This is a genomic window from Hansschlegelia beijingensis (assembly GCF_045505405.1).
In the GTDB taxonomy this organism is placed as follows: Bacteria; Pseudomonadota; Alphaproteobacteria; order Rhizobiales; family Methylopilaceae; genus Methylopila; species Methylopila beijingensis_A.
Window position 1 is genome coordinate 1 of record NZ_JBJKEX010000061.1, and the last position, 13,213, is coordinate 13,213.

General features: G+C 67.2%; 12 protein-coding genes and 2 pseudogenes. 1 reads left to right on the plus strand and 13 read right to left on the minus strand.

Features of this window, described 5'->3' with window-relative positions; all coding sequences use genetic code 11:
• Window positions 1–98 precede the first annotated feature (98 nt).
• From hflX to ACIKT0_RS06175, 5 genes and pseudogenes are all read right to left on the minus strand, one after another.
• A pseudogene (hflX, locus tag ACIKT0_RS06155) lies at window positions 99–1,133 on the minus strand (GTPase HflX); the annotation flags it as partial.
• A 40-nt stretch (window positions 1,134–1,173) separates the two neighbouring features.
• The gene (gene hfq, locus ACIKT0_RS06160; protein WP_183396279.1) at window positions 1,174–1,443 is read right to left on the minus strand and encodes an RNA chaperone Hfq; all 270 of its coding nucleotides are present in this window, start codon (window positions 1,441–1,443) and stop codon (window positions 1,174–1,176) included.
• 192 nt (window positions 1,444–1,635) lie between these two features.
• Complete coding sequence (locus ACIKT0_RS06165) at window positions 1,636–2,499, minus strand: D-amino-acid transaminase (RefSeq protein WP_407104488.1); 864 nt, start codon at window positions 2,497–2,499, stop codon at window positions 1,636–1,638.
• 135 nt (window positions 2,500–2,634) lie between these two features.
• On the minus strand, window positions 2,635–3,999 hold the full coding sequence (ntrX, locus tag ACIKT0_RS06170; RefSeq protein WP_407104489.1) for a nitrogen assimilation response regulator NtrX: 1,365 nt from the start codon (window positions 3,997–3,999) through the stop codon (window positions 2,635–2,637).
• Between the two features lie 39 nt (window positions 4,000–4,038).
• Window positions 4,039–6,219: a sensor histidine kinase NtrY-like gene (locus tag ACIKT0_RS06175; RefSeq protein WP_407104490.1), complete on the minus strand. Its 2,181-nt coding sequence runs from the start codon at window positions 6,217–6,219 to the stop codon at window positions 4,039–4,041.
• Window positions 6,220–6,767: 548 nt separating this feature from the next.
• Between ACIKT0_RS06175 and ACIKT0_RS06180 the strand changes: the two genes are divergently transcribed.
• A complete protein-coding gene (locus ACIKT0_RS06180) occupies window positions 6,768–7,646 on the plus strand; it encodes a manganese catalase (protein ID WP_407104491.1) in 879 nt (292 codons plus the stop codon).
• 514 nt (window positions 7,647–8,160) lie between these two features.
• On the opposite strand, the gene ACIKT0_RS06185 is transcribed toward ACIKT0_RS06180, so the two are convergent.
• From ACIKT0_RS06185 to ACIKT0_RS06220, 8 genes and pseudogenes are all read right to left on the minus strand, one after another.
• On the minus strand, window positions 8,161–8,355 hold the full coding sequence (locus ACIKT0_RS06185; RefSeq protein WP_407104492.1) for a hypothetical protein: 195 nt from the start codon (window positions 8,353–8,355) through the stop codon (window positions 8,161–8,163).
• Between the two features lie 235 nt (window positions 8,356–8,590).
• Complete coding sequence (locus tag ACIKT0_RS06190) at window positions 8,591–8,752, minus strand: helix-turn-helix domain-containing protein (protein WP_407104493.1); 162 nt, start codon at window positions 8,750–8,752, stop codon at window positions 8,591–8,593.
• 129 nt (window positions 8,753–8,881) lie between these two features.
• A complete protein-coding gene (locus ACIKT0_RS06195; RefSeq protein ID WP_407104494.1) occupies window positions 8,882–9,202 on the minus strand; it encodes an SDR family NAD(P)-dependent oxidoreductase in 321 nt (106 codons plus the stop codon).
• Window positions 9,142–9,630 (minus strand): SDR family NAD(P)-dependent oxidoreductase, encoded by a 489-nt coding sequence (locus tag ACIKT0_RS06200; RefSeq protein ID WP_407104495.1) that lies wholly within the window; start codon window positions 9,628–9,630, stop codon window positions 9,142–9,144. The genes ACIKT0_RS06195 and ACIKT0_RS06200 overlap by 61 nt, the downstream gene beginning before the upstream one ends.
• Before the next feature lie 115 nt (window positions 9,631–9,745).
• Window positions 9,746–10,948: an MFS transporter gene (locus ACIKT0_RS06205; RefSeq protein ID WP_407104496.1), complete on the minus strand. Its 1,203-nt coding sequence runs from the start codon at window positions 10,946–10,948 to the stop codon at window positions 9,746–9,748.
• A gap of 91 nt (window positions 10,949–11,039) precedes the next feature.
• Window positions 11,040–12,190: pseudogene (locus ACIKT0_RS06210) on the minus strand (IS3 family transposase).
• A 386-nt stretch (window positions 12,191–12,576) separates the two neighbouring features.
• Window positions 12,577–12,810, minus strand: a complete 234-nt coding sequence (locus ACIKT0_RS06215) for a hypothetical protein (protein WP_407104497.1) — start codon at window positions 12,808–12,810, stop codon at window positions 12,577–12,579.
• Window positions 12,807–13,213: ATP-binding cassette domain-containing protein (locus tag ACIKT0_RS06220; RefSeq protein ID WP_407104498.1), on the minus strand; the 407-nt coding region annotated here is incomplete at its 5' end. The genes ACIKT0_RS06215 and ACIKT0_RS06220, both read right to left, overlap by 4 nt.

Here is a 13,213-nt window from a genome sequence, read left to right on the forward strand (position 1 = left end):
GCCGTCGCCGTAGATCGCCCGGAAGCCGTCGAGCAGCGGTTCGAGCGAGGAGCTCAGCTTGAACGAGCCGACGCCAATCACCGACGGGTTCAGCAGCCTTCGTCGAGCCGGTCGACCTTGTTCCAAACCTCCACCACGCGCTCGTCGGTCTGCGGATCGATCCCGAGGTCGCGCAGCACGGTCTCCACATCGGAGGCCTGGGCGTCCGCGTCCTCATGGCTGACGTCGCGGACATGCAGGATGACGTCGGCCTCGATGACCTCCTCGAGCGTCGCCCGGAAGGCGGCGATCAGCTGCGTCGGCAGCTCCGAGATGAAGCCGACCGTGTCGGACAGGATCGCGTGCGCGCCATGCGGCAGGCGGATCTGGCGCAGCGTCGGATCGAGCGTCGCGAACAGCATGTCGGCGGCCGTCACCTCGGCGCGCGTCAGCCGGTTGAACAGCGTCGACTTGCCGGCGTTGGTGTAGCCGACCAGCGCCACCACCGGGTAAGGCACGCGCTTGCGCCCCGCGCGGTGCAGTCCGCGGGTGCGCCGCACCTGCTCGAGCTCGCGCTCGATCTTGAGGATGCGCTCGCCGATCACGCGGCGGTCGGCCTCGATCTGCGTTTCGCCGGGGCCGCCCAGGAAGCCGAAGCCGCCGCGCTGCCGCTCCAGATGGGTCCAGGAGCGGACCAGCCGGCTCTTCTGCCAGGTGAGATGCGCGTGCTCGACCTGCAGCACGCCTTCCTTGGTGCGCGCGCGCCGGCCGAAGATCTCCAGGATCAGCCCGGTCCGGTCGATGACCTTCGAGCCGAGCTCCTTTTCGAGGTTGCGCTGCTGCACCGGGCTCAGCGCCGCGTCGATCACGACGAGCTCGACCTCCTCGGCCTTCACGAGGTCGGCGAGTTCCGCGACCTTGCCCTTGCCGAGATAGGTCGCGGGCCGGATCTCGCTCAGTGTCACCAGCCGGCTTTCCGCCACGTCGAGGTCGATGGCCTCGGCGAGGCCGACGGCCTCCTCCAGCCGGGCGGTCGGCGCGCGCAGCGGCTCATCCGCCCGCCGCGCGGGGAGGATCGGCGTTACGACAAGAGCGCGCGTGCGCGCGCTCCGGCTGCTGTAGCCCTGCCCGTTATGGCCCGTAGTTTCGTTCAACCGCTCACCCGCTCGCCGGAGGGGCCAACGGAAAGCGCCTTCAGCGTCCGCGGCCCGATCCTGCCGTCTCGGCCTCCTCCTCCGGCTCGAACAGCTGGATGGGATGGCCCGGCATCACGGTGGATATGGCGTGCTTGTAGACAAGTTGCGAGTGGCCGTCGCGGCGCAGCAGCACGCAGAAATTGTCGAACCAGGTGACGACGCCCTGCAGCTTCACCCCGTTCACGAGAAAGATAGTTAGGGGCACCTTGTTCTTGCGGACATTGTTCAGAAAGGTGTCCTGGAGATTCTGAACGCGCTCGGCGGCCATGTTCTTGTTCTTTCGTTTGAGCTCAAGCGAATGCGCGAACGTATCCGGCGGCGCGAGCGGGAGCGCTGCAGTTTCTGCGCCGCGGCGTGCCCCCATATCTCGCGCGTCGGCGGAGGTGCACCGCGCGCGGCCTTATTAACGCCGCTGCGGGGGATTTCCGCAAGGGCGACAGGGCGACGCCGGGTTACCCCGTCACCTCCCGGCGCGCTCGGCGAAATCGTGGAATCGGCGTCGCAGCTCGCGGGCGACCGGGCCTGGAGCACCGTCCCCAACGGGCGCGCCGTCGATCGCGATCACCGACGTCACGATCGTCGTCGCGGCGGTGATGAAGGCCTCCCGGGCGGCTTTGGCTTCATCCACAGAAAAGGCGCGCTCCTCGATCGTGAGCCCGAGCTCGCGCGCCATGTCGAACACGGTCGTGCGGGTGACGCCGCGCAGGATGCGGGCGTCCGCGGGCCGGGTGACGATCGCTCCGGCTGCGGTGACGATCCAGGCGTTGGTGGAGCCTCCCTCGGTGACGAAGCCCTCCGCGTCCACGAACCAGGCTTCCCGGGCGCCGGCGTCGCGCGCCTGCTGCTTGGCCAGCACGTTGGGCAGCAGCCCGATCGACTTGATGTCCACCCGCGGCCAGCGATTCTCCGGCAGGGTGATGACGGCCGCTCCCGCCGCCGCGGTCGCCTCGACCTTCGCCCGGTCGGAGGACCGGGCGGTCACGACCAGCGACGGCGCCACGCTCTCGGGCGGGAAGTAGTGGTCGCGCCGGGCCACGCCGCGCGTGACCTGGAGATAGACGATGCCGTCCCTCACTCGGTTGCGCCTGATCGTCTCGCGCAGCACCACCTTGAGGGCCGCGTCCGGCATCGGCTGCCTGATCCTCAGTTCGCGGAGCGAGCGGGCGAGCCTGGCGAGATGCCGCGTCTCGTCGATCAGCGCGCCGTCGCGCACCTCGCAGACCTCATAGACGCCGTCGCCGAACTGGTAGCCGCGGTCCTCGATATGCACCGCGGCGTCCGCGTGAGGGACATAGCGGCCGTTTACGTATGCGATGCGGGACATCGTTTTCTGATCCACCCCAGAACAGATCGTCATGGTCCGGCTTGACCGGACCATCCAGGCCGAGACGAGCTCTACGTCGAAGATGGATCCTCCGGTCAAGCCGGAGGATGACGCTTCCCGCCAGTGGGAGCGCCCTCACCCGATGCCGAGCGCCTTGAGCTTGCGGTGAAGCGCGGAGCGCTCCATCCCGATGAACTCCGCGGTGCGGGAGATGTTGCCGCCGAACCGGCTGATCTGGGCCAGCAGGTACTGCCGCTCGAAGATCTCGCGCGCCTCGCGGAGCGCAAGCCCCATCAGCTGCTCGCCGCCCGCGCCCGCCGGGGTCGGCGGCACCATGGTGCCGATCTCCGACGGCAGCATGTCGGCCGTGACGACGGCGTCGGCGTCGCCGCCGGCGAGGATCATCAGCCGCTCGACATTGTTGCGGAGCTGCCGGACGTTGCCGGGCCAGTCGTGCGACTGCAGCACCGCCATCGCGTCCTCGCCGATCTTGCGCTTGGCGAGGCCCGTCGCGGCCGAGATCTGGTCGAGGAAGAAGTCGATCAGTTCGGGGATGTCCTCGCGCCGCTCGGCGAGCGCCGGCACCCGCACGGGCACCACCGCGAGGCGATGGAACAGGTCCTCACGGAAACGGCCTTCGGCGATCTCCTCCTCGAGGTTGCGCGAGGAGGACGAGATGATCCGCACGTCGACATGCACCCGCGTGGCGCCGCCGACGCGCGCGAAGGTCTGCTCGACCAGCACGCGCAGGATGCGGTTCTGGGTCTCGCGCGGCATGTCGGCGATCTCGTCGATGAACAGCGTGCCGCCATGCGCCTCTTCGAGGGCGCCGATCTTGCGCTGGCCGTCGGCGCCCTCGATTCCGAAGAGCTCCTCCTCCATCCGCTCCGGCGTGATCGCCGCGGCGTTGATCAGCACGAAGGGGCCGCTCGCCCGCGCCGAGCGGGCGTGGATCACGCGGGCCGCGAGCTCCTTGCCCGAGCCCGAGGGGCCGGCGATCAGAATGCGGCTGTTGGTCGGCGCCACGCGCTCGAGCGCGCTGCGGAGCTGGTTCATCACCGTCGAGTGGCCGATGAATTTGGTCGCTTGGCCGGAGCCGCGGCGCAGATCCTTGAGCTCGCGCTTCAGCGCGAACGACTCCAGCGCGCGCTGGGCGATCAGCACGAGGCGGTCGGCCTTGAACGGCTTCTCGATGAAGTCGTAGGCGCCGCTCTTGATGGCCGAGACGGCGGTCTCGATGTTGCCGTGGCCCGAAATCATGACGATCGGGATCTCGGGGTGATCGCGATGGATCAGATCCAGGATCTCGAGCCCGTCCAGCTTCGACCCCTGCAGCCAGATGTCCAGGAACACCAGCTGGGGCCGCCGCTTGGCGATCTCGGCCAGCGCCTCGTCGGAGTTCCGCGCGGTCCGCGTGCCGTGGCCTTCGTCCTGCAGAATGCCGGCCACGAGTTCGCGGATGTCGGCTTCGTCGTCGACGATGAGGATGTCGGTCGCCATGAGGAGAAAGGGAGCTCCGGGTAGATAGGGCCAGAAGGATCAGGCGGCTGGGGCCGCGGCGGTGGGGACGGAGGTGGACGGCCCCGAAGCCCGGGCCTGGAACCAGAGACGGACCATGGCGCCGCGGCCGCCGGAGGCCACCGCCGGGGCGTCGAGCAGCTCAACGCCGCCGCCATGCTCCTCCATGATCTTGCCGACGATCGCGAGACCGAGGCCGGTCCCCTTCTCGCGGGTCGTCATATAGGGCTCGAGCAGCCTTTGCCGATTCTCGGTCGGCAGCCCGGCGCCGTTGTCCACCACCTCGATGATCGCGAGATCGCCCTCACGGCGAACCGAGACGTCGATCTTGCCGGGACCGCGGACCTCCTCCGGCACGGAATGCACGGATTCGGTCGCGTTCTTGACGATGTTGGTCACCGCCTGCGCGATCAGCCGGCGGTCGAACCGCGCGATCACCGGCGCGTCGGCGCCATGTGCCTCGATCCGGATGTCCGGATAGCCGACGCGCATCATGAAGACGCCCTGCTTCACGACGTTGGCGAGGTCCTCCTCCTCGATCGTCGGCTTCGGCATGCGCGCGAAGGAGGAGAACTCGTCGACCATGCGCTTGATGTCGTCGACCTGGCGGATGATCGTGTCGGTGCACTGGTCGAAGATGTCCCGCTCCTCCACGATCACCTTGCCGTACTTGCGCCGGATGCGCTCGGCCGAGAGCTGGATCGGGGTGAGCGGGTTCTTGATCTCGTGCGCGATGCGCCGCGCGACGTCCGCCCAGGCGGAGGTGCGCTGGGCGGCGACGAGCTCGGTGATGTCGTCGAGCGTCACCACATAGCCGTGCTCGTCGGCGGTCGACGTCTCGGTGGTGAAGCGGACGTTGAGGTTCCGCTCGCGGCCCGCCCTGAGGATCGTCACCTGGCCCTGCACCAGGCGCTGCGACCGGCCGAGCGCGGCGTCGATCAGCGGCCCGAACTCGGGGGCCGCGTCGCGCAGCGGCCGCCCGAGCAGCGTCTCCTCGGGCGCGCCGATCAGCTTTTCCGCGCTGCGGTTCATCAGCGTCACGGCGCCGGCGGGATCGATGCCGATGACGCCCGCGCTGACGCCCGCCAGCATCGCCTCGGTGAAGCGCCGGCGGCTGTCCATCTGCTCGGCCGCCTCGACCAGCCGGTTGCGCTGGCTTCTCAGCTCCGAGGTCATCTTGTTGAACGTCTCGGCGAGCGCGCCGAGATCGCCCTCCTGCTTCCGGGTGATCGGCACCTGGACGTTGAGGTCCCCGAAGGACACGCGGTCGGCCGCGGTGATCAGCCGGCGGATCGGAGACACCAGCCGGTTCGCGAAGGCGAGGCCGAGCCAGATCGCGGCCAACAGCAGGGACAGCGACACCAGCACGTAGAGCAGCGCGACCGTCGTCTGGATGTCGCGGCGCCTGAGGGTCAGCGAGCTGTATTCGGCCGAGCCCTGCTCGACGAGCTGCATGTAGCTGTTGGCGCGCGGGTCGACCGGCCGGGCCACGAACAGCACCAAGTCGTCATAGCCCGCGAGCTTCAGCACCGCCCCTATGGCGTTCTGCTTGCCGGGCGCGAGCAGGATCGGCTCGTCGGCCGGCGCGCCCTGGACGTCGAGCTGCGGCGGTTTCGGGAAGTCGCGGCCGATCTGGATCTTGGCGCGCTCGACCACCGTCATGTCCGGCTTCAGAAGCTGCGCCTCCGGCAGGCCGCGGATCGTCGCCTGCGCGGTGAAGAACTCGGAGAAGCGCTCGCGGTCGTTGTCGAACAGCGGGCGGGCGCGATTGACGTCGCTCGCCATGGCGAGGATCTCGCCGCGGATCGAGCGGGCGTGCTCGTTGAGATAAGCGCGCGCGACGACCAGCGAGTTGTCGACGATCTCCCGCACCCGCGTCGAGAACCAGCTGTCGAACCCCTTGTCGAGGGTGATCAGCGCGAACACGGCGAGCAGCGCCGCCGGCGTCACCGCGACGATCGAGAACAGCGCCACCAGCCGGCCGTGGATCTGCGAGCCGGCCTGCCCGCGCCAGCGCGCCAGCACGAAGGCGCGGATCTCCCAGAGGATGATGACGACCAGCAGCGCCGCGAAGCCGCCATTGACGTAGATCGCGATCTGGCTGGCCTGCTCGGTCGGCTCGATGTCGGCGCGCCCGGTCAGCACCATGAAGGTGACGAGCGCGGAGATCAGCGCCGCAATGACGCAAAGCGGTCCGAACACGCCTGGCCCGCGCCGCTCACGCGACCCGTTCGACTCTGGCTGAAGGTTGGCGTCGGCGGCCAAACGAGGCTCCCGGGCGGAATGCGGTCATGCCGGGAGGGGCGGCGTGATGGTGAATCGCCGCTCCCCCGATGATGCAGCCGTACCACACTGTTGTCGCAATGCGACAACTTCTGGGCAGCCCGACGATGTTTTGAGCTCCTTGTGAGGCTTCGCCCACAACGCGGGTGTTTAGCCCACCTCCGCGACGCATTTAGCCCATAAGGGCGTCTTAGCCGATCGCTCAGGCCGCGATCCCGGTGTGAGAATGACCTTGCCCCCTGAAACGCCCTCGATCTGAAGCTAGGGTCCGTCGACCAGGAGTCAGACCATTGCTGAAGCCTCAGCTAGCTCTCAAGCGGACAGCGACGACGAGCGGCGGAAGCGGCAGCCCAGCTCCGGCGTCAGGCGTGCGAGCCGGGAACATTCGGCCGAGACCGCGCTTCCGGCGTGGAAGTCGCATCGGCCGCACGCGATGCGATCCGTCCCCCCTCGGAAAGGAGGATTGCATGTTCAGTCACCGCAAGGTTCTGCAGTTCGAGGCTCGCCCGGACAAGCCGGACCCGCTGTTCGCCAAGATGCTTCAGGAGCCGCTCGGCGGCCAATGGGGCGAGATCAGCGTGATGATGACGTATCTCTTCCAGGGCTGGTCGTGCCGCGGCCCTCAGAAATATCGCGACATGCTGCTCGACATCGGGACCGAGGAGATTGGGCATGTCGAGATGCTGGCGACGATGATCGCCCGCCTGCTCGAGGCCTCGCCCGTTGAAGCGCAGGAAGACGCCGCGAAAGATTCCCTGGTCGGCGCGATCATGGGCGGCGCGCGAATCGAGGACGCGATCCTCGCCGGCATGAACCCGCAGCATCTGATCGTGGCGGGCTCCGGTCCGCGCCCGGCCGACAGCGCCGGCAACCCCTGGACCGCCGGCTACATGTGCGCGAGCGGCAATCTGCTCGCCGATTTCCGCTTCAACCTCACCGCCGAGAGCCAAGGCCGCCTGCAGGTCGCGCGGCTCTACAACATGACGCAGGACGAGGGGGTCCGGCGCATGCTCTCCTTCCTGCTCGCGCGCGACACCATGCACCAGAACCAGTGGCTCGCGGCGATCCGCGAGCTCGAGCAAGACGGCCTCGAGAGCACGCCCGTGCCGTCGGCCTTTCCGCAGGAGCTCGAGAAGACCGACGTCTCCTACCTCTACGTCGCCGGCTCGGAAGGCGGCGTCAGCACGACTGGCCGGTGGGCCAGCGGCGTTTCGCTCGACGGCCGCGGCGAGATCACGGTCGCGCCGCTCGAGGCGCTGACGGATGACGACGGCCTGCTCGGGCCGGTCGATCCGCGCACCTACGGCACGCCGCCGGCGCCGGTCCCGGCGAAGGCCGCCGAGTAAATTCATCTCCGTTTCCTCCCCCACCTCGCGGGCGCCTCGGCGTCCGCCTTTTTTTTCCGGAGCGCTGAGAACAAGGGCCGATGAGGAAGGGCGGCCGCGGCCCGTTGGGATCATGACGAGGATCGGCGCCGGCGCCCCCGACCGTGTTCGCGATCGCTGCGCCGCTCGGCGCTCGCAGCCCTCTGGCGGTGGCGCTGGGGGTAGAGCTGCCGTAGCGCTGCTCGACGTGAACCTCGGCCGTGGAAATGGTCACCCCCGTTGCGGAGGCGCTGAGAGCGCGATCCCGTGCCTTTCGCCCTTGCGAGCGCATATGAGCGGCCGGAGCAGTTCGCCGGAGAAGTTGTGGCCGGCGCGGTAAATGTCGGAAAGCCGGCGATCGAGCACCGTCTATTGGCTACTTTGGGGCAGTCGATCGACCGCGAGCCCGTAGGCTGAAACGACGAAAAGCCCCGTCAGGCCGAATCTCCCAGTTGGTGTTTTTGCGACCTGGGAGCGGCCGTACGCTCAGTCGGCCCTAGTGCAGCAACCGTCGCAGCGCCTCAGCTTCGTCGCGAAGCGAGTTGATGGCCGCCAGTAGGAAAAGGGCGCGGCGAAGATGGACCGCCCCATTGGAGCCCGCCCGTTGAGCGGCGGCGGCGGCGTCAACCTCCTGATTCAACAGGCTGACCCGTTCTTCGATATGGCTCTCGATCTCAGCGAGCTTGGCCACCCCTGCGTCCATCCACGCCTTTACTGATCGCGCCGCACGCTGGGCGAATCCTTGTCCTTCGTCGAGCCTCGGAACTCCTGTTCTTCACAGCCATTGCGGGTTTTCTCCGCTTAGCTGACCGGCCGGCGGCGCTAACGGCCGGAGGTTGTCCTCGCCCAGACCTTGGATTGCTGCGACGAACGGCTGGATCACGCAGCCGTGTCGCTGGCCGTAGAGCGGACTTTCCCAACTACAGCTACGGGTCAGCGGCGGCTGGCGGGCGACAGCCGCGGCGATCTCTGACGAACAGTGAAAAGCCGATTTGGCGTTCGAGCAGCATTATGCGCCTGCTGACGGTAGACTGCGGCAGATCGAGCACCGCGGCGGCACGGCGGAACTGCCGTGCTCCGCAGCGCACAACGCCATCGTAGGTAGCGCAGATCTAGCGCGAGATTCAGCATACTATCCTGCGCCGCTCGCGCCGTTAGTCAACGAAGCAGCGCGATGATGAGCTCGATCCGAGCGTGCGTTCCACAACGAAGCGGCTTCACTCTGGATTCATGACGGCAAAGATTTCGTCGTAGCGGCCGTCCCGCTCGGCCCAGCGTCGCGCATGTTCGAGAAGTATCTCGCCGCGCGGGTGATCGCCCCGCTCGAGCAGCCGCATCGCTTCCCTGGTGTACGATTCGAGAGGCATCGCACGGGGATCGGACGCCTGCGCGGAACCCGTGAGTTCCGTCTGCACATAAGGCGGAGAGAGTTCGAGGACGTCGATGGGGACGTTACGGAGCTGATGCCGCAGGGAGGTCAGCCATGAGTGCAGAAACGCCTTGCTGGCACAATAGGTCGGGAAGTCCGCGCGCGGCACGAAGGCGAGAGCCGAGCTGGTCGCATGATCGTCGCGCCCGGCTTTCCTTTCAGCAGGGGCAGGAACGCCTCGGTCAGGCGCAGGACGCCCAGGATATTGGTCTGTACGATGGCCTCGGCGTCGGACAGGCTCCAATCGTCCGCGGTGACGGCCTCTGCGCGAGAGATGCCTGCATTGGCGATGAGCACGTTGAGATCCGGGAAACGCGCGCGAACGTCGTTGGCCGCTCGCAAGACCGAGTCCGGATCGTCCACATCGAGCTGCACGCCGAACAGCCCGTCATGGCTGGCCGTGATCTGGTCGATCAGAGCCTGCCGCCGGGCCGCGATGATGACGCGGTTGCCGAGAGCATGGAACGCTTCGGCGAGCGCACGGCCGATGCCGCTGTTGCCGCCGGTGACGAGGATGGTATTGCCAGCCAGTTTCATGAGAACACTCCAAGTGGGCTGAGTTTCGAGGAGAGGAACAAACGGCCTCGCGACGGGTAGCGTGCCCTCGGAAAGACCTGCTTCCCGATCCGAAGTGGCTGCGCGACCGGAAGGCCTATGCGGTTTCAGTATTGCTGTGGGGACGAACGGACGACAGCAGCAACACGGCCGCGGTCGTCGCGATTGCGCCGACAAAGAATGCCGCTCCGATACCGGTTGATTGTGAGACCAACCCGACCACCGGCCCCGTTACGCCGAGCGCGATATCGGAGAACGCGATGAAATTGCCCACGGCGCGCCCGCGTTGCGCAGGAGCGACCGAATTGGTGGCGAGAACTCCCATCGCCGGGAAGATAAGTGAGAAGCCCAGCCCCGTGAGCGACGCGCCGATGGCTGCGAGGATCGGGGTCGGCGCCAACCACAGCAAGGCCTGACCCGCCGCCTCGCAAATCAGCGAGCCGATGGCCACCGGCGCCGCACCGAAGCGGTCGGGTAAGCCGGAGCCGACAAGGCGGGCAAGCACATAAGCCGCGCCGAATCCGGAAAGCGCAAGGCCTGGCTGGGCCCACCCGTTGGCAGTGTAGTAAAGCGGCAGAAATGCCGCCATCGCGGCAAAGGGAACGGTCGCGAGGGCCAGGACCAGTCCAGGCAGCCAGATTAGGCCGATGACCTGATGGAACGGCACGCGCCGGTCCCCGGAGCCCGGCGTCCCCGGCAGAAGCAGCGCAATGAGCCACGCCGCCATCGGCGCCAGGACGGCGACGCCGCCGATGCCCGCGAAGCCATAGGCCTTCTGCATGGAAAGGCCCAACGGCGCGCCGATACCGAGCGCGGCATAAATCGCAATACCGACCCAGGACATCACCTTGCCGGTGCGGTTCGCGCCCAACCGGGCGATGCCCCAGCTCATCAACCCTGTTAGAAACAGGCTTTGTCCGAGCCCCATGAGCAACTGGCCCAGGCCGAGGAGCACGAGGCTGCCATAGGCGCCAATCGGAAGGATGGCCGACAGCGCATAAGCCAGACCAGAGCTCGCCGCGATGGGAAAACCCATAAGAACGGCAACGCGGGGACCTCGGCGGTCGGATAAAGCGCCCGCCTGATGGCGAGAAAGTAAGGTCGCAACCGACTGCAGGCCGATGATCGAGCCCACGATCACCGTGTCGAAGCCGAGGCGGCCGCCGATCTCAAGCGACAGCGCTCCCAATGGAAAGCTGAACGCGAGAAAACCCAGGAAGACTGCAATCGCGATCGGAGCAAGTCCGGCGAAGGTGGAAGTGAGAATCGGATTCGTGGCGGTAGAAGATGCTGTTGTCATACGAAGCGTCCTGTTGAAGATCGCCGGGTTCTCCCTGCTGGGAACCACTCGGCAAAGGACGCGTTGGATGACGGTAACGCCTACGGCAGCTTCACTGGGTCGGCTGCAACGGAACGAATAGCGGCTCGCCTGTATGGTCAAGACAATGGCCGCGCGTGAGGCCGCCGAGGCTCGTGTGCGGCCGGTGAAGGTTGTAGTCGATGCGCCAAGCTTCGACGATACGGCGGACAGCCGACAAGTTCCTGAAGACGTGCTCGTTGAGGCATTCGTCCCGGAAGCGTCCGTTGAGGCTTTCAACGAAGCCATTCTGCTGCGGCTTGCCCGGCGCGATGTAATGCCAGCCGACGGCGCGATCCTCCTGCCATTGGAGCATGGCGTGGGAGGTGAACTCGGTCCCGTTGTCCGAAACGATCATCAGCGGGCGGCCGCGCAACTCGACGAGCTTGTCGAGTTCCCGAGCGACCCGCCGTCCAGACAGCGAGGCGTCGGCCACGAGCGCCAGGCACTCCCGGGTGAAGTCGTCGACGACCACCAGCACCCGGAACCGTCGGCCATCCGCCAGCACGTCGGACACGAAGTCGAGGCTCCAGCGCTGGTTCGGCCCCTGCGGCGGCGTCATCGGAGCTCGCGTGCCGAGCGCGCGCTTACGTCCGCCGCGCCTCTTCACCGTCAGCCTTTCCTCGCGATAGATTCGGAAGAGCTTCTTGTGATTGAGGACGACGCCCTCCCGCCGCAGCAGGATCTGGAGGCGGCGATAGCCGAAGCGCCGGCGTTCGTCGCCAGCGCTTGCAGGCGCGCTCTGACGCCAGCGTCGTCCGGACGGGCCGACGCATAGCGATACGTCTTCGGCTCCATCCCGATCAGCCCGCAGGCGCGCCGCTGCGAATAGCCCTTCTTCTCGATCGCCCAGGTCACGGCCGTTCTCCGTGCGCCGGGCGGCAGAAGTTTTTTCCAAGCGCCTCGCGCAGCGTCGCCGCGTCGAGCATCGCCTCGGCCAGCAGCTTCTTCAGCTTGCGGTTCTCGTCGTCGAGCGCTTCCAGCCGGCGGGCGTCGTTCGGCATGGCCCTCGGACCGATGGCGGGCTCATGCCTCACCCTCCATGCCGCCATAACGCGAACGCCACGTGTAGAACGTCGCGTCGCTGATGCCATGCTTCCGGCAGACCTCGGCGACAGGCAGACCAGCCTGCTGCTCCTTCAGGATGCCGATGATCTGCTCCTCGCTGAACCGACTCTTTTTCATCGTCCGTCTCTCCTGGTCGACGGACCCTAGCTTCAGATCGAGGGCGTTTCAGGGGGCAAGGTCACGCCGCCTGGCCTTTGGTGACGCTGTAGAGATTGCAGATGTGGACGGCCCCCACTTGTCCGGATGTAGCAGACTTTCTGACCTGATCGCTTGCTCTCGGATGTCCGGCCTGTTTGCGCGGAAAGAGACCGCTGGCCAACCGCCCCGTCCGAAGCGATCGCATGGACCTGAAACACTTGCTTGGCCAGATCGAGACCAACAACTTGAATCTGCGACATGGAAAGATCCCTTCCGCGAATGACAGCACCGGAAATCAATCCCGGATTAGCGATGCCGCAAAGCGGAGCCGTTCCACATCATCATACCTCAGGGAGGACCACTTCTCAGGGGGCAGACCAGCGGCCCGGCCTTATCCGCCCGAAGAGCGTGATATCCTTCGTCGCCTCCAGCCTGATCGCGCCGCGGGCCGTGAACGCTGCGAGGCCGCCATCGTCGGGGAAACGCGACCGGCTCGTCGGCGTCGCGCATGAACTCGGCGACGACGCCGACGTGCCGATGTGCCAGTGGGTTTCGGGCGAGCGGAGATGGCACTCGAGCAGCGCCTGCACTTTGGTCATCGGTCTTGCTCCGATTGCGGATCGATCCTTCGCCAGGGGGCGATCAGCGGCTCGCCATGGGCGTCGGCGCGCGCCAGGGTCACGCCATAGGCGGCCGCCGCGGCACTGTCGGTGAGCGCCGTGGCCGGCGCGCCGTCGCCGATCACGCGGCCACCCGCCATCAGCACGAGCCGGTCGCAGAAGCGGCTCGCAAGCGTGAGGTCGTGGAGCACCACCACGACCCCCATGCCCCGGCGCGCAGCCTCATGAAGCCGCTCCATCACGCCGAGCTGGTGGGCGGGGTCCAGCGCCGCGACTGGCTCGTCCGCCAGCAGCCAGTCGCTCTCGACCGCGAGGGCGCGCGCGAGGAGAACGCGGGCGCGTTCGCCGCCTGAAAGCGCGCGCATGGGGCGGTCGCGGAAGG